This window comes from Candidatus Methylobacter oryzae (assembly GCF_003994235.2).
GTDB classification, from domain to species: domain Bacteria; phylum Pseudomonadota; class Gammaproteobacteria; order Methylococcales; family Methylomonadaceae; genus Methylobacter_A; species Methylobacter_A oryzae.
Map to the genome: position 1 here is coordinate 1 of NZ_RYFG02000083.1, position 15,328 is coordinate 15,328.

15 protein-coding genes are annotated in these 15,328 nt (G+C 46.3%); 8 read left to right on the plus strand and 7 right to left on the minus strand.

Going from position 1 to position 15,328, the window contains the following annotated elements; genetic code table 11:
- Nucleotides 1–216: 216 nt before the first annotated feature.
- The gene (gene queG / locus EKO24_RS08775) at nt 217–1,296 is read right to left on the minus strand and encodes a tRNA epoxyqueuosine(34) reductase QueG (protein ID WP_127030097.1); all 1,080 of its coding nucleotides are present in this window, start codon (nt 1,294–1,296) and stop codon (nt 217–219) included.
- Nucleotides 1,297–1,351: 55 nt separating this feature from the next.
- On the opposite strand from queG, the gene EKO24_RS08780 reads away from it, so the two are divergent.
- The 5 genes from EKO24_RS08780 to miaA all read left to right on the plus strand — a co-directional run bounded on the left by EKO24_RS08780 (nt 1,352) and on the right by miaA (nt 7,575).
- The gene (locus EKO24_RS08780; protein ID WP_127030096.1) at nt 1,352–2,815 is read left to right on the plus strand and encodes an NAD(P)H-hydrate dehydratase; all 1,464 of its coding nucleotides are present in this window, start codon (nt 1,352–1,354) and stop codon (nt 2,813–2,815) included.
- The gene (gene tsaE / locus EKO24_RS08785) at nt 2,815–3,237 is read left to right on the plus strand and encodes a tRNA (adenosine(37)-N6)-threonylcarbamoyltransferase complex ATPase subunit type 1 TsaE (RefSeq protein WP_127030095.1); all 423 of its coding nucleotides are present in this window, start codon (nt 2,815–2,817) and stop codon (nt 3,235–3,237) included. Before EKO24_RS08780 ends, tsaE begins: the two co-directional genes overlap by 1 nt.
- 82 nt (nt 3,238–3,319) lie before the next feature.
- Complete coding sequence (locus tag EKO24_RS08790; RefSeq protein WP_127030094.1) at nt 3,320–4,618, plus strand: N-acetylmuramoyl-L-alanine amidase; 1,299 nt, start codon at nt 3,320–3,322, stop codon at nt 4,616–4,618.
- Between the two features lie 96 nt (nt 4,619–4,714).
- Nucleotides 4,715–6,556: a DNA mismatch repair endonuclease MutL gene (gene mutL, locus EKO24_RS08795; RefSeq protein WP_127030093.1), complete on the plus strand. Its 1,842-nt coding sequence runs from the start codon at nt 4,715–4,717 to the stop codon at nt 6,554–6,556.
- A gap of 68 nt (nt 6,557–6,624) precedes the next feature.
- Entirely contained in the window at nt 6,625–7,575 is a 951-nt protein-coding gene (miaA, locus tag EKO24_RS08800; protein ID WP_127030092.1) for a tRNA (adenosine(37)-N6)-dimethylallyltransferase MiaA, read from the plus strand.
- 171 nt (nt 7,576–7,746) lie between these two features.
- Here the strand turns inward: miaA and EKO24_RS08805 are convergent, their stop codons facing one another.
- The 4 genes from EKO24_RS08805 to EKO24_RS08820 form a co-directional block, all read right to left on the minus strand.
- The gene (locus EKO24_RS08805) at nt 7,747–7,956 is read right to left on the minus strand and encodes a cold-shock protein (RefSeq protein ID WP_127030091.1); all 210 of its coding nucleotides are present in this window, start codon (nt 7,954–7,956) and stop codon (nt 7,747–7,749) included.
- A gap of 204 nt (nt 7,957–8,160) precedes the next feature.
- On the minus strand, nt 8,161–8,649 hold the full coding sequence (locus EKO24_RS08810; RefSeq protein ID WP_127030090.1) for a flavin reductase family protein: 489 nt from the start codon (nt 8,647–8,649) through the stop codon (nt 8,161–8,163).
- 169 nt (nt 8,650–8,818) lie between these two features.
- Complete coding sequence (locus tag EKO24_RS08815) at nt 8,819–9,739, minus strand: OmpA family protein (protein WP_127030089.1); 921 nt, start codon at nt 9,737–9,739, stop codon at nt 8,819–8,821.
- Nucleotides 9,740–9,791: 52 nt separating this feature from the next.
- The gene (locus tag EKO24_RS08820; protein ID WP_127030088.1) at nt 9,792–10,604 is read right to left on the minus strand and encodes a motility protein A; all 813 of its coding nucleotides are present in this window, start codon (nt 10,602–10,604) and stop codon (nt 9,792–9,794) included.
- 204 nt (nt 10,605–10,808) lie between these two features.
- Here EKO24_RS08820 and EKO24_RS08825 point away from each other — a divergent pair, with 204 nt between their 5' ends.
- Entirely contained in the window at nt 10,809–11,453 is a 645-nt protein-coding gene (locus EKO24_RS08825; RefSeq protein WP_127030101.1) for a response regulator, read from the plus strand.
- Between the two features lie 86 nt (nt 11,454–11,539).
- Here EKO24_RS08825 and EKO24_RS08830 read toward each other — a convergent pair whose 3' ends face one another.
- Both EKO24_RS08830 and EKO24_RS08835 read right to left on the minus strand, forming a co-directional pair.
- The gene (locus tag EKO24_RS08830) at nt 11,540–12,463 is read right to left on the minus strand and encodes an NAD(P)-dependent methylenetetrahydromethanopterin dehydrogenase (protein WP_127030087.1); all 924 of its coding nucleotides are present in this window, start codon (nt 12,461–12,463) and stop codon (nt 11,540–11,542) included.
- Between the two features lie 35 nt (nt 12,464–12,498).
- Nucleotides 12,499–13,407, minus strand: a complete 909-nt coding sequence (locus tag EKO24_RS08835) for an NADP-dependent methylenetetrahydromethanopterin/methylenetetrahydrofolate dehydrogenase (protein WP_127030086.1) — start codon at nt 13,405–13,407, stop codon at nt 12,499–12,501.
- A 153-nt stretch (nt 13,408–13,560) separates the two neighbouring features.
- Between EKO24_RS08835 and EKO24_RS08840 the strand changes: the two genes are divergently transcribed.
- Both EKO24_RS08840 and EKO24_RS08845 read left to right on the plus strand, forming a co-directional pair.
- Entirely contained in the window at nt 13,561–14,142 is a 582-nt protein-coding gene (locus EKO24_RS08840; protein ID WP_127030085.1) for a 5-formyltetrahydrofolate cyclo-ligase, read from the plus strand.
- Nucleotides 14,143–14,145: 3 nt separating this feature from the next.
- Nucleotides 14,146–15,312 carry a type III PLP-dependent enzyme domain-containing protein gene (locus tag EKO24_RS08845; protein ID WP_127030084.1) on the plus strand — a complete coding sequence of 389 codons (1,167 nt, stop codon included), beginning with the start codon at nt 14,146–14,148 and terminating at the stop codon, nt 15,310–15,312.
- Nucleotides 15,313–15,328 lie beyond the last annotated feature (16 nt).

A 15,328-nucleotide genomic window follows, 5' to 3' on the forward strand; every position in this document is an offset into this window, starting at 1 on the left:
TTATTTTTCTTATCACGGGCGGGCCTTCCGTTGCCTAGGGTTAGTTCATGCCTCATATTCTATACCGGCTGTCAATGCGTAAGTTCTATTCATAATTGAATACCCTAGTCAGTGTGCGTTAAAGCTGAGTTGAGCGGCTTGTCCGCTCAAACGAAACTTATGCCCTCTGGGCATAAAGGATGATACAAACAATCCCGATTAATAAGCAAACAAACTTCATGCAAGACGCCGCGCCTGTTGGTCCAGCGCCCATCTTACGTGTTCGTTGACCATGTCGGAGTCGTGATCGAGCATGGCTTTCAAGGCCTCAATAATCTGCATCGAAGCCGGTGCGTTGCCCAATGCCACGGCAATATTCCTTAGCCAGCGTTGATGGCCGATTCTTCGTATTGCCGAGCCTTCGGTTTTTGCCAAAAATTCCGCTTCAGTCCAGGCGAACACCTCAAGCAATTGTTGCGAATTGAGCCGGTGCCTCGGCTTGAAGTCCTGCTCGCCGGTTATTTTGGCAAAGCGGTTCCACGGGCAAATCAGCTGGCAGTCGTCGCAGCCATAGATGCGATTGCCGATCAGCGGCCGCAAGTTTTCCGGAATTGAGCCGTGCAACTCAATCGTCAGGTAAGAGACGCAGCGTCTGGCATCGACCTGATAAGGGGCAATAATTGCTTGGGTCGGGCAAATATCTAAACAAGCACGGCATTCGCCGCAATGCGCTGTAGCAGGACTGTCAATCGGTAACGGCAGGTTGGTGAACAGTTCTCCCAAAAAGAACCACGATCCGGCCTTGCGATTAATGATATTAGAATGTTTGCCTATCCAGCCCAATCCGGCCTTTTCAGCCAAGGCTTTTTCAAGAACGGGGGCGCTGTCGACAAAAGCCCGCATAGAGCCGGGAAGTTGAGAGTCGATTTCGGCTTGAATCTTATCGGCCAGTTTTTGTAAGCGGTTGCGCATGAGCTTGTGATAGTCTCGGCCCAGCGCATAGCGCGAAATATAGGCTGAAGCCGGTTCGGCCAAGGATTGATTCATAGTGTTGGCGGATTCGGTCAGGTAATCCATGCGCACGGAAATAACGCGCGCCGTTCCCGGATGCAGTAATTCAGGCCTGCTGCGTTTAAGGCCATGGCGCTGCATATAATCCATTTCGCCGTGAAAGTTGTTGTCCAGCCAGTTTTGCAGATGCGCTTCCGCTTCCGGTAAATCGGTGTCGGTGATGCCGATCTGTTGAAAGCCCAATTGTTGACCCCATAGTTTAATTTGTAAGGCAAGGTCGGCCATTTTTTTGCTGCTTATGTCCATAGCGGATGACAAAGATATAATGTGTTTACGAAGTAAGGAGCAACGTCACAATACCATGCAAAATTTACCAATAAAACTATATCGAGCTGCACAGGTAAGGAAACTGGACCGGATCGCGATACAAGAACGCGGTATTCCGGGTTTTGAATTAATGAGCAGGGCCGGAAGTCAGATTTTCCAGTTTATCAAAGAGAAATGGCCCGATGCCAGGTCTGTAGCGGTCTTTTGCGGTTCCGGCAACAATGCGGGCGACGGCTATATTGTAGCCGGATTGGCGTTGGAAGCGGGCTTCAAGGTTTGTGTTTATGCAATTTCGGAACCCGACAAACTGAATGGCGATGCGTTACTTGCCTATCGTAAATATGCCGATGCCCAGGGTGTTGTTATGCCGTTTCGGCCCGAACGGCCGGTGAATGCCGACGTGCTGATTGACGCATTGCTGGGTACCGGGCTGGACAGACCGGTGAGCGGTCTTTATGCCGAAGCCATACAGGCTATCAATGCCCATTCTTCTCCGGTCGTTGCCGTGGATATTCCGTCCGGTTTAAATGCCGATACCGGCAACGTGATGGATTTTGCGGTAAAAGCCGACTGTACGCTCACGTTTATCGCCTTAAAACAAGGATTATTCACCGGTCAGGCGGCCGAGTATTGCGGTGAGATTCGCTATGCGCAACTGGGCGTTCCTGGCGATGTGCTGGCGAGTCTTGATGCTGCCGCGATAAGGGTTGTTAAAACGCCGTTGTCGCGCCGTAACCGTTGCGCCCATAAAGGTAATTATGGACATGTGCTGATAGTAGGCGGTGAGCTGGGTTATTCGGGCGCTGCCCGCATGGCCGGCGAGGCGGCTTTGCGCGTGGGAGCGGGTTTGGTCAGCGTGGCGACGCGGATAGAGCATGCCGGGCTGATGAATTTGAGCAGGCCGGAATTGATGTGTCATGGCGTGGAAACGCCAAAGCAGTTGACGGCCTTGCTGGCGAAAGCCGATGTCGTCGTGGTAGGTCCGGGGTTAGGGCAAAGCGATTGGGCAAAAGGATTATTTAATGCGGCAATAAGTTCAGGAATACCGGCCGTGGTCGATGCGGACGGTTTGAATCTTTTGGCCGCGGTGCCGGCAGCAAAGTCGGACTGGATTTTAACGCCGCATCCCGGTGAGGCGGCGAGGCTGTTAAATCGTTCGAACGCTTATATACAACAAGACCGGTTTGCGGCGGCTGTATCGCTTAGGGCTAGCTATGGCGGCGTTGTGGTTCTTAAGGGCGCCGGCACATTGATCGCGTCGGAACATCAGCTTGCGGTTTCGAATACCGGCAATCCGGGCATGGCGTCCGGCGGCATGGGCGATGTGCTGTCCGGCGTGATCGCCGGTTTGCTGGCTCAAGGCTTATCTTTGCAGGATGCTGCACAGCAGGGGGTTTATAATCATGGTTTGGCGGCCGACCTGGCTGCGGAAAAAGAAGGAGAAAGAGGCTTGCTGGCCTGTGATTTAATGCCTTATTTGAGGCAATTGGTAAATTGATGAAAATATATTTAGAAGATACGGAAGCGACAGAACAGTTTGGCGCCAAGCTTTGGGCGGAACTGCCGTCAAAATGCCTGGTATTCTTGCATGGCGATTTGGGGGCGGGCAAAACCACGCTAGTTAGGGGCTTTCTCCGGGCCGCTGGTTATAGTGGTGCAGTCAAAAGCCCGACCTATACACTGGTCGAAGAATACACGGTAAACGAACGCAAGATATTTCACTTTGATTTATACCGGGTCGTGGATCCGGAAGAGCTTGAATTAATAGGCATAAGAGATTATTTCGAGCAGGATTGCATCTGTTTTATCGAGTGGCCCGATATGGGGAAAGGTTTCTTGCCCGAGCCGGATAGGGTCGTTACTTTGTCTACAGAGGGCTCCGGGCGATCGGTAGAAATGCGTATAATCTTAAATAATTAGAAAATATTTTTGTAACGACCTACAAAAACAATTACATACTGCTATAATCTCATCCAGATTATCACTTTAGTGAGTTATGTCGATGAGAAGATATTGGAAGGTCTTGTTTATTTTTGGATTGCAGCTATTGGCTGCGTCTGTTCATGCGGAACAGATCAACGTTAATGCGTTGCGTTATTGGAATACGCCGGATCAAACGCAAATGTTGTTCGATGTGACATCATCGCCGGAACACCGGGTTTTTCTAATGAATAATCCGTCGCGCTTGGTGATTGATATGCGTAATGTCAATGTAAAGCGGGCATTGAGCCAGCCGGCGCCATCTCATCCGCTGTTTTCCCAAGTGCGTGTTGCCGCGAAAAATAATACCGACATAAGAATTGTAGTCGATTTAAAAAAAGACATTAGTCCTAAAAGCATGTCATTAAGAACGAATAGCATGAACGGACGCTTGGTCGTTGAATTGCTGGGTAAGGCGCAAGATGCAACTGTAAAAATTGCAGAGAAAGAGGAACCAAGGATAACTGCCGATAAGATGTCTACGGTTAAAGTATCCGATGTCAAGCCTGTAGTAGAAAAAGTCGTTAAAGAAGAGTCTCAAAAGACAGTCAATAGAAAAGTTGCTGCCGCTCCCGTTGAAGTAACAAAGGTCGCCAAGCGAGACAAAGATATAGTTGTTGCTGTTGATGCGGGGCATGGCGGAGACGATCCCGGTGCTCACGGACAAAATGGTACAGAGGAGAAAAAGATCACTCTTGCTATTGCCAAAAAACTCGCGGACTTAATCAACGAACAGCCGGGCATGAAGGCTGTGATGGTTCGTAAAGGCGATTATTACGTGGATCTCAGAAAAAGAATGCAAATTGCCAGGGCTGCGAAGGCCGATTTGTTCATTTCAATTCATGCCGATGCTTTTCAAGATGCAACGGTTAAAGGCGCGTCGGTGTTTACTTTGTCCAATAAAGGGGCGACCAGCGAAGCTGCGCGGTGGTTGGCCGACAGCGAGAATGCGGCCGATTTGGTTGGCGGCGTCAGTTTGAATGACAAAGAAGATGTATTGGCTTCGGTATTATTGGATTTGTCGCAGACTGCCACGCAGGACGCTAGTGTAAACGTTGCAAGAAAGGTGTTGAGAAATTTTGAGCAAATAGGTGAATTGCATTATGCGTCAGTGCAAAAAGCCGGATTTCTGGTGTTGAAATCGCCCGACGTGCCGTCTATCTTAGTGGAAACTGCATTTATCTCCAATCCGTCGGAAGAACTTAAGTTAATCAATACCGCTCATCAATCAAAAATAGCCGGTGCTATCTTTAACGGTGTGCGCAGTTATTTTAGTAAAGAGATTCCGACGGAAAGCAAAGTGGCAGTTTTAGATATGTAGCATATTTGCTGAGGGCGTCAAATTGTCGCGTCCCGCAAGGAAGCATGAATAATTAGTGCCAGTCAGATAAAATATGCATTTTGCTTTAGGTTGGCTATGCGTATTCATTCACTTCCCATCCAACTTGTTAACCAGATTGCTGCCGGCGAAGTGGTCGAAAGACCGTCATCCGTAGTTAAAGAGCTGGTTGAAAATTGTTTCGATGCGGGTGCCAGTCAAGTGACTATCGAGGTAGAGCAAGGCGGTGCTAGGCTGATAAAAATCAGGGATAACGGCTGCGGTATCGTCAAAGAAGACTTGCCGTTGGCTTTGTCCCGGCATGCGACCAGTAAAATTGCCAGTTTGGAAGACCTGGAGCAGGTGGTTAGCATGGGATTTCGCGGTGAAGCTTTGCCTAGCATCAGTTCGGTTTCAAGGCTTACGTTAATTTCACGTATTAGCGGCGCCGATTGCGCCTGGCGGGTTAATGCCGACGGTTCGGAGAGGGATTTCGATCCGCAACCCGATCCGCACCCGCAAGGGACTACGGTCGATGTACGCGATCTGTTTTACAATACCCCTGCCAGACGCAAGTTTTTAAAAACCGAAAAGACCGAATTCGCCCATATAGAGACTTTAATTCAACGTATGGCGCTGAGCCGCTTTGATATCGGCTTTACTCTGCTGCATAACCAAAAAGAAATACTCAGCCTGAAACCGGCGATATCGCAGAGTGAACAAGAGCGAAGAGTTGCCGGTATTTGCGGCTCGGCTTTTATCGAGAATTCGGTAAAAATCGATTTTGCGGCATCAGGCCTGCAATTAACGGGTTGGGTTGGATTGCCGACTTTCTCGCGCAGCCAGCAAGATATGCAGTTTTTCTACGTCAATGGCAGATTGGTCAGGGACAAGCTGGTTTCTCATGCTGTCAAGCAGGCTTATCAGGACGTGCTGTTTCATGGGCGGCATCCGGTTTTTGTTTTGTATTTGACGCTCGATCCTTCATTAGTCGACGTTAATGCCCACCCTGCAAAGCTGGAGGTCAGGTTCAGGGAAGGGCGTTTGGTGCATGATTTTTTGTTTTCTGCGCTGCACCGGTCATTGGCTGATTTAAGGCCGGGTCATAGCGTGGCTCAACAGGCGGAATCCGGCTCATTGCCGCAAACGCAAGCTGTCGCGGATGTTAAAGCAGATAATGTGGTTTGGTTGGGCGATAGCAAAACCCCGCAACAATCAAGGCCAGCTTCTGGTTCGGCTTACGCTTCAAGATTGCCGCAACAAGCATCGTTGCCGTTGCATGTAGAAGAATCCATACAGGCTTACGCTTCGCTTTATCCGAAAAGCGAGTCCGTGGTGAGGCTTGCGCAATCCGAAGCAAAGCCGTTAGGTCATGCTATTGCTCATCTGCATAATGTTTATATTTTGTCCGAAACGCCTGACGGCATCATTCTGGTCGATGCGCATGCCGCGCACGAACGCGTCACTTACGAGAGATTAAAACGGCAATATCAAAATGGCACTGTGCCTAGTCAGCCCTTATTACTGCCGATTAAGATAAAAGTCAGCGTTTCGGAAGCAGATTTGGCCGAAGATCAGCATCAGTTTTTTCTGGCATTGGGTTTTGAACTAAACCGTTCCGGACCGGAAACTATTGTGTTGCGTTCAGTTCCTGTTCTATTGAGTAATGCCGACGTGGAGACTTTGATTCGCGATGTGCTGGCCGATTTGATCGAGCACGGCATGAGTCAACGTATTCAGGAAAGATATAATGAAATATTAGCCACGATGGCCTGTCATGGAGCGGTGCGCGCGCATCGCCGTTTAACTGTCGATGAGATGAATGCTTTGTTACGTGATATGGAACAAACTGAAAGAATAGGGCAATGCAATCACGGCAGGCCTACTTGGGTAGAGCTGTCGACTAGCGATCTCGATAAGTTTTTCCTGCGTGGACAATGAATTCATGCTGTGCGACGAGATGCTAATTTTTGGTTCTCGCATTTTTATACATCAAAACTTCCGAAAATATGCAACATAAACCCAATCCCCCTGCTATTTTCCTGATGGGGCCTACTGCTTCAGGAAAGACGGCTTTGTCCGTACAGCTTGCTCAAGCGCTTGATGGAGAAATTATCAGTGTTGATTCGACGCTTGTATTTAAAGGCATGGACATTGGTACAGCCAAGCCTACGGAAGAAGAGAGAGGAGGGATTCCGCATCATTTGATAGATATACTTGATCCGGCCGATTCATTTTCTACCGGCCAGTTTAGGACGCAGGCGTTAAATTTGATGGAAGATATAACGCGGCGAGGAAAGATACCGGTATTGGTTGGCGGTACAATGCTGTATTTTAATGTGCTGAATAGTGGACTCGCCAAGTTGCCTGAGGCTAATCCTGTCATTCGGGCTAAGCTCGATCGGGATTTGGAGGTGCTGGGTAAGGAAGCGCTGCATCGGCGATTGGCCGATGTGGATCCTGAGTCGGCGGCGAGAATTCATCTGAATGATCCGCAACGAGTACAGCGTGCTCTGGAAGTCTACGAAATCAGCGGCAAGCCGTTAACATCCTTTTTTACGGAAGCTCAGACGCAGGATATTCCTTACCGGAAAATAAAATTGATTGTTGCGCCGCAAGATCGAAAAATCCTGCACGACATAATTGCCCGGCGCTTTAATAAAATGTTGGGGCAGGGATTTATTGAAGAGGTGGAGGCGCTTTATAGGCGCGGCGATCTGACTGAGAAAATGCCTTCGGTTCGGGCTGTCGGCTATCGCCAGGCTTGGTCTTATCTGCAAGGCGAATGCGATTTTGAAACTATGACGGAGAAAGCCATTGTTGCTACCCGGCAGCTGGCTAAGCGTCAGTTTACTTGGCTGAGAAAGGAGACCGGTGCTGCAAATTTCCAGACCGGTCAACCGGATCTATTAATAAGGGTGTTAAAGGCAGTTAGGCAAGTCGTTGAATATGAGCAATAGAGAGCCGCTCTATTTATCCCGGAAACAAAAGCTCTGCGGAGACGTTGTATGGATAAACTAAAGCTCAATACAGGGTTATGAAAGCTTCTAATGCGCTGCTTATTTCTAACTTGGTAAAACCATGGACCTGACCCAAAAGCCAATGGCTTTTGGGTCAGGTTTATAAGTTTGTTAGGCTGGGGTTACATTCTCGGCTTGCGGACCTTTTTGGCCTTGGGTTACTTCCATCGTAACTTTCTGGCCTTCCTTTAAGGTCTTGCGACCGGTGCCGTTAATTGCACTGTGGTGAACAAAAACATCTTTTCCACCTTCTTGTTCAATAAATCCAAAACCTTTTTCATCATTGAACCACTTAACGGTACCTACAACTTGCTCTGACATATCACACTCTTACTTAAAAAAAACCGCCAATATTTGTCGGCGTTACAAATCCCAGCTTTATAAAAGCCGGCTCAAACTTTAACTGCAAAAGATAATAGCATTAAAGATGTGAGCAGGGCAAAATATTTCGGCTAGGTTCAAAGATAATTCCATCAGATTTACATTAATATTGGAAAAAGCTTTAAGCAAGTACGCAGGGTTAAGTTATGACTGAGCCATGAGCTGTTGATAAGCGCCTTGAAAATACAAGAGAGGATCGCCAGCTCGGCAAATAGTCTCTTGTACTTCACCGAGAATAATCCAGTGCGTACCGGCATGAATTTTTTCTATGACTGTGCACTCCAGGGACATGATGCTGCTATCCAACATGGGAGTGCCGGAGGCGCTGAATGTCCACGATGCGTTCTCAAATCGTTGCTTTTGACTGCTACCGCCGGCAAATTGATTGGAAACATCTTGTTGCGTTGAGTTTAGAACGTTAACGGCAAAGCGCTGGCTTTCCTGTATTCCCGCACCGGTATCTGCGGACTCATTAATACAGACCAGTATTTGTGGTGGATTGATTGAGACGCTTGAAAATGCGGTTACTGTCATTCCTTGAAGTCCGAATTTATCGGAGTGTGTGGTAACAACGGTGACACCGCTAGCCCATAGTTGCATAGCCTTTTTGAAATCATCAACACCAACAGTCATTAATTTTCCTCTATTTATTTGTTATTTAAAGATATTGCCTTATTTTGACAAAAAAGACAAAAATAGGCGTTTTTTATAAGATTACCGATTTTATGATACAGCACTAAAACATGGACTTGCTAAATAATCAAGGAAGCATCTATATAATTCTCTGAGGCAGTACCGAGAATCATTGCTCTGATAGCTTTATTAAAATATTCACTCGACGATTCTTTTCTCTTCCTTCTTGTGTTGAGTTATCGGCAATAGGCATCGTGTCGGCATAGGTGATTGCACGTAAACGGTTGCTATCCAATTGCTGCAAAATAAGAAAATGTAAGACACTAGTGGCTCTGGAGGCTCCTAATTCCCAATTAGAGCGGAATTGGGAGGTCTTGATGGGAATATTATCCGTATGCCCCTCAATTAAAATTAGACCGGTCGATTGCTTTAATAAAGGCATAAGATGTTTTAGCAAGGCTCCGCCGGAAGCCGTTAAATCTGCTTCTGAAGATTTAAATAAGACTTGGTCTTGGATTTCGAGTTGCGCGTAGCCGTGGTCAACTTTTATGTTGACTGTCTTACTAAGGCCAAGTTCATCAATTGCTTTCATTAATTGTTGTGGCAACTTGTCTTCTTCGGTTAAGTTGATAGCGCTTTGCTGGTTGTTGGTCGGGTTGGTGGGCGTTGGGGGGGATTGCGTTGCTTCAGTAGTCGTTTTAATTTCTGGTGTATTAGTAAGGCCGGAAATAATACTCTTGCTTTCTGAGGAATCATTTTTAGTGTTAGTATTTTCGGTGTTGTGTTCGCTAGCTGGAGCTTGTTGTGCAGGTTCGTTCTTGACAATAACGGAAGGAGGGCACGCCGATGCGGGTGTTTTCGCTTTATTAGCTTTGGCTGTTCGCTGCTGTTCCGCGGTTATTTGTTGGTGTTGGGTATTTATGTCACTAACAGTGATTAATGTGATTACCAGCATCACAATGAGCACAAATACATCCAGATACGTTAGTAGCCAGTTTTGTGAGTTGCGAGTACTCGGCTGGGCAAGCAAATCCTCTAAAGACAGAGAAGACTGTAATTTTAAGAAGGGATCTTTACTTATTTTACGCATTTCGCAATACTTGAACCGTTAGCTGAGGTGGTACGTGGGTTAAATAAATAGCTCAGTCTTTTAATTCATTATCGTAGTGTATGATAAATGACTTAAGTGTTTCTCTGACGAATGAAGGGCTGCGCCTATCGGCTATCAGTGTAATGCCCTCCATCACCATGCTCATGATCATAATGCGTTGTTCGGTTCGTCTCTCTAATTTGATGGCAATTGGGTTAAAGATAAGGTTGGCCATGATAAGGCCGTAAAAGGTTGTGACTAACGCTGTACCCATGTTGTAACTGATGCCTGCTATATCTTTAAGCTCAATAATTTGCAGCATATTAGTCATTGCTATCAAGGTTCCGAGCATGCCAAACGCAGGAGAATAAGACGCGAGGCTATAAAATATATTTGCTTCGGCTTTTTCCTTAGCTCTCAAGCGGGCAATGCGCCATTTGAGTAGCGATAGAATATCTTCTATTGGAGTATGGTCTACAACAAGCTGAAAGCCGGTTTTTAAGTAAGGGTTATTTATGTTCTCGATAATGTTTTCTATCGCAAGCTTGTCCTTGTTAAACCACATTTGAGAGACTGCAATAATCTCGTTAGCTTCCTTTTGTGGATTTAAGCCCTCATAAACAAAAATAAACTTGAGTGATTTCAAACTGTGTTTAATGTCTCTCAAAGGATAGCTTAAAAAAGTAGCGGCAACGGTGCCGCCGATAACAATCGCAAGTCCTGTCAAATTGATAAAAGAAAGCGGATTATGTGCTGCAAATACAATAATGAAGATTAATAATAGGATGCTAAGTAAAATTCCTATGGCTGTTGAGGAATTAATTTTATTTGGCAGCGTTTTTATTAACGGTTTGTTAAATTTCATTTTGTGAAGATATCTGAGCGTTTTGGTTGTTTAAGCGGTGATAACGTGCTGTGTAATAAAATCATATTACACCAGCCTAGGTAAATCTACTTATGTATAAATACGTATATATGTTGTATATTAGCGACTTTTGAAAGTAGAAGTGTGGCGGTTGGTTTGTAAGTCACTGTTTTATAATTAACTAATAAAGGGATGAAGAAAGTTATGATTGGTGTTCTGCTTGTTGATGATCATGAGCTTGTTCGAACCGGGATTGAATCATTATTGAATGATGCCGAGGATATTAGGGTTGTCGGCGTCGCTAAGTCGGGTGAAGAAGCTGTTGATTCTGTTGTCGCCTTGTCGCCGGATGTTGTGTTAATGGATGTTAACATGCCTGGGATAGGCGGCGTAGAAGCTTGTCGTAGAATCCTCCAGCAAGATGCTGAAGTAAAAATCGTTGCAATATCTGTCCACAATGACGGCCCGATTCCTCATCAATTACTCAAATTGGGTGTGTTAGGGTTTATTTCTAAGGGATCGCCGGTAGATGAGATGGTTCATGCGATTCGAAAGGTCATAGAAGGTAAGCGTTACTTGTGTTCTGAGGTTGCCAATAACTTAGCCTTTCAAGGTTTGCCAGGAAGTAATGAGTCTCCATTTGCGCTGCTTTCTCAGAGAGAAGCAGAAGTTGTTACTTTAATTCTTCAGGGAAAAAACATTAAAGAAATGTCGGAAATGTTGGTTCTAAGCGACAAGACAGTGAACACTTACCGTTATCGGCTCTATAACAAATTACATGTAAAAAACGATGTTGAATTAATCCGTCTAGCGATTAAATTCGGTTATATTGATAATGCATTGATCTAGGAATGAATGGGGCTCAGGTTCCCACGTTAAGCTGTGGAAACCTGAGCTCCTATGCAGTGCGTGACTTTTAAATCTGCTATGTTTCTTCAGTTCGCCTCAGCAGTGAATTGCATTTCCCTGGCTTTATTAAACGCATACCTAAAGTCAATCAGCAGAGGTTGTTCAGAATCCAGCATTGAGTTCAATAGCTCATGCTGTAGTTGAAACTTGATGTTGCCAATAGCTAAAGAGCCGATCCCTACTGCGCCTGGAGCATTGATAGCATGGATAAGCGGTGCGCCGGAGTCATCATTTTTAATGCCCTCTATGCCAACAGGTGGGACAGCGTTGACATCGCCGGCTACTTTCAGCTTTGTTACTGTTTTTAATATGTTGGCATTTAAAACCTGAATACCTGCTTTGGCTGTGCAAAAGATAATATCGGCATTGGACACCTGCTGGATTTTATCTGTTTCGGAATGCGCCAAGGCGCCTTTAAGTGCGCAATTAAAACGGCGGTTGTATGCTTTAGCAACATCCAAAGCTGTATCGGCTGATAAATGGTCCGTTAATGTCACGTCGGCGCCGGCTAATGAGGCAATAATGCCGGTAGCGATACCTACCGGGCCTGTTCCGCCAAAAATGACAATAGTGCAGTCTTTCAGTTCCTTGCCGTGTTTTGCTTTCAGCTCTTTTTCAGCACAAGTAACTAATGCCGCAGCGGTTGTAAAAGCTCCGCTGGGATCGGCAAAAACCGAGACTTCAAAAGGTGGAACCATGGCTTGCTTGCATGTGTTCAGCATGTCCATGGCCAAGCCTAAGTCACGGCCACCGATGAAAATCCCTGTGCGCTTGACGCCTGACGGGCTGCGAGAAAAAATGGCATCTTGAGTCAGGCCGTAAACGCTATCCAGCTTGACGTTGTTATATGGGACAAGTATGTCAAACCCTGCATCCACCGCCATGTTAATATCAAACGGACTGTTGTTAGGCATGGGGTCAAGCATGTGAAGAATGCTGCGTTTCGCCATTAGAGTTCCTTTTATGTTAATCCAAAAAATCAGCTTTAAGAATTTGATTTAATATATTCTCTTGCTGTTTCGAAAGCATGTTCAAAATGTAAGTAAACAGGTTTTTCGGTACTCAGCATTTTTTTCAGTAGCATATTTTGCGTCTGGAATTTAATGTTGCCGATTGCCAGTGCGCCTAAGCCGACTGCGCCGCTAGTTGAACCGTTGATCGGATCGCCGTTATGGAAAGCGTCAACGCCGGCGATACCGGAAGGAGGAACTGCATTCACGTCAGCAGCCACTTTCAGTTGCGGTGCGGATGCAATCAGTTCCGCGCTTAATAGTTCAATACCTGCCGCGCCTGTAGCAAAGACTACGTCGGCTGTTTTGATGTATTCGGCTTTATCCGCGTCTGCGCCTGCTTCGATGTTGATTTCACCGTCACCAAATTCATTGTTGCACATGTCTACAATGCTGCGGGTTTTATCCAGTTGGCGGCCGATGAGTTTCACATTGGCTCCGCATCTGGCGGCAATAACAGCGGCTACTTGGCCGACAGGTCCGGTTCCACCTAGAACCAATATATTCTTACCTTCCAGGTTGGTGTCGAATTTGTTCATTAATTCGCGTTCGACGGCAGCAACCATGCCGGCCGCTGTGGTAAATGCGCCGCTAGGGTCCGCGAAAACAGAAACTTCGAAAGGAGGAAACATTGAGCGTTTGGCAGTTTTCAACATGTCCATGGCCTGTTTCGTGTCACGTCCGCCAATAAATATTCCGGTGCGTTTTAAGTTTTTAGCGCTACGGGAAAAAATGGCATCCTGTACCAAGCCTTGGACTTCGCTGGGTTCTACATTGATGTAAGGTAATGCATTAATCCAGCCTGCGTCTAACGCCATATTGGCGTCAAATGGACTCAGGTTTTTGGCTGTGGTCAGCATATGTAAAATGAATGGTTTTTCCATGGTGTCTCCTTTATGTATTATCTGGTAAGTATAAAAGAAAACGCCGTAGAATAAAAATGTGCGAGTCTATTTAAGGTTCAGGTTGTTGAAGAATCTATGTATTATCAAGGCAGTTTTATATATTCCTGACTATAGCTAATGATCGATTAAACTATGAATGAGCAAAAAACTCGGCAGCGTCGCAAAGCTTATGACATGCGAAATAAACAAATAAATAAGGATGCGGTCAGCCGGATTATTTGCAGCAAGGTTATATCCCATCCGGCTTATCGGCAGGCCCGGACTGCGATGTGGTATATCGGTTGTCGCTCTGAAGTCAGGACGCAACCGGCATTGTTGAGAGAGCTTGAAAGCGGTAAATGTATTGTTATCCCTTACTGCACAAAAGATGAGCGAGGAAATAATCAATTAGGTTTATGGCGTTTGGAAGATTTTGCTGAACTAGTCCCCGGAATGTGGGGGATCTTAGAGCCGCCTAGACAACGATGGGGCGAATTGGGAAAAGAAGTCGCTGCTGAGCAGCTCGATTGTGTGATAGTGCCGGGCGTGGCTTTTGACCGGAATGGCGGGCGCTTGGGTAACGGCGCGGGTTATTATGACCGCTTATTGGGCAGTGTCAGGAGCGATGCTGTCTTGATAGGCGTTTGTTTTGAGTCGCAGACAGTTGAACAGGTTGTTATGGAGCCTCATGATGCACTTATGGATATTGTAATAACAGAAAAAGCGATTTATTAACCGATGGATTTCTTGGTATTAAAAGATAGCGTGTATTCTTCTCCGGCTTTTGTGCTGGATAAAACGGAAATTACCCGGACGTTGTCAATATTGGCCGATTTACGAGCTCAATGCGGCTGTAAGGTCTTATATTCGATTAAATCATTGCCGTTTTCGGCTGTGCTGGAAATGGCCAAGCCTTTTGTCGACGGTTTTTCGGTCAGTTCATTATTTGAGGCCCGGCTGGCCAATGAAATCGTTCGCCAAGGCTCGCCTCAGGATCTGCCTGGGCAGGGAAGTATTCATTTGACTACGCCCGGTATCAGGCCGGATGAGCTGGATGAGCTGGGTTTATTGTGTTCGCACATCAGCTTTAATTCCTTGAGCCAGTATCGGCGCCATGCGGAAATAGCACAGGCTCAGTCCTCAATCGGCTTAAGAGTTAATCCAAAACTATCCTTTCTGCATGATGACCGCTTCAATCCCTGCCGGCAGTATTCAAAGCTGGGCGTGAGTATTGATGAGCTGAGTGGGTCAATTCAACTTGATCAAATCCAGGGGTTGCATATTCATAACGTATTTTCTGCAACCGAGTTCACTCCGCTGATTCAGACAGTCGATAAGCTTCGGCAATATTTAGACGCAGGACTGGCCGAGCTGGAATGGTTGAATATCGGCGGCGGTTATTTGTTCGGTCAAATCGAAGATTATCGCCCGTTTATTGAGCTGGTCGGCAAGCTGAGGCATGATTTCAATCTTGATGTCTATATTGAACCGGGCAAAGCGGTTGTCGGCAAAGCCGGCTTCTTGGTCGCAAGCGTGCTGGATAGTTTTGTCAGTGACGGCGAAACCGTAGTTATATTGGATACCTCAATCAATCATAATCCCGAGGTATTTGAATACCAGCGTCAGCCTGAGTTATATGAGCACGATCCCGATGGGCAGTATTCGGCTATTGTGGCGGGCTGCACTTGTCTGGCCGGCGATGTATTCGGAAAATACCGGTTTAAGCAGCCTCTGCGAGTTGGGGATAAGGTTGTTTTTAAGAATGTCGGCGCTTACACGCTGATCAAGGCAAACCGATTTAACGGCTATAACTTGCCGGATATTTATATCAGCGATGCCTTGAGCTTCAAAGAGCTGAAACATTACGATTATCAGGATTATCGTCGGCAATGGGTGGCGGATTGAGGTTAAAGGCGTAATT

Excerpts from the sequence above, each read along its gene's own strand:
- EKO24_RS08840 (WP_127030085.1), top strand. The coding sequence starts at position 13,561 with ATGAATGAGCAAAAAACTCGGCAGCGTCGCAAAGCTTATGACATGCGA.
- EKO24_RS08845 (WP_127030084.1), top strand. The coding sequence starts at position 14,146 with ATGGATTTCTTGGTATTAAAAGATAGCGTGTATTCTTCTCCGGCTTTT.
- EKO24_RS08820 (WP_127030088.1), bottom strand. The coding sequence starts at position 10,604 with ATGAAATTTAACAAACCGTTAATAAAAACGCTGCCAAATAAAATTAAT.
- EKO24_RS08815 (WP_127030089.1), bottom strand. The coding sequence starts at position 9,739 with ATGCGTAAAATAAGTAAAGATCCCTTCTTAAAATTACAGTCTTCTCTG.
- EKO24_RS08780 (WP_127030096.1), top strand. The coding sequence starts at position 1,352 with ATGCAAAATTTACCAATAAAACTATATCGAGCTGCACAGGTAAGGAAA.
- miaA (WP_127030092.1), top strand. The coding sequence starts at position 6,625 with ATGCAACATAAACCCAATCCCCCTGCTATTTTCCTGATGGGGCCTACT.
- EKO24_RS08810 (WP_127030090.1), bottom strand. The coding sequence starts at position 8,649 with ATGACTGTTGGTGTTGATGATTTCAAAAAGGCTATGCAACTATGGGCT.
- EKO24_RS08825 (WP_127030101.1), top strand. The coding sequence starts at position 10,809 with ATGATTGGTGTTCTGCTTGTTGATGATCATGAGCTTGTTCGAACCGGG.
- mutL (WP_127030093.1), top strand. The coding sequence starts at position 4,715 with ATGCGTATTCATTCACTTCCCATCCAACTTGTTAACCAGATTGCTGCC.
- tsaE (WP_127030095.1), top strand. The coding sequence starts at position 2,815 with ATGAAAATATATTTAGAAGATACGGAAGCGACAGAACAGTTTGGCGCC.
- EKO24_RS08830 (WP_127030087.1), bottom strand. The coding sequence starts at position 12,463 with ATGGCGAAACGCAGCATTCTTCACATGCTTGACCCCATGCCTAACAAC.
- queG (WP_127030097.1), bottom strand. The coding sequence starts at position 1,296 with ATGGACATAAGCAGCAAAAAAATGGCCGACCTTGCCTTACAAATTAAA.
- EKO24_RS08790 (WP_127030094.1), top strand. The coding sequence starts at position 3,320 with ATGAGAAGATATTGGAAGGTCTTGTTTATTTTTGGATTGCAGCTATTG.
- EKO24_RS08805 (WP_127030091.1), bottom strand. The coding sequence starts at position 7,956 with ATGTCAGAGCAAGTTGTAGGTACCGTTAAGTGGTTCAATGATGAAAAA.
- EKO24_RS08835 (WP_127030086.1), bottom strand. The coding sequence starts at position 13,407 with ATGGAAAAACCATTCATTTTACATATGCTGACCACAGCCAAAAACCTG.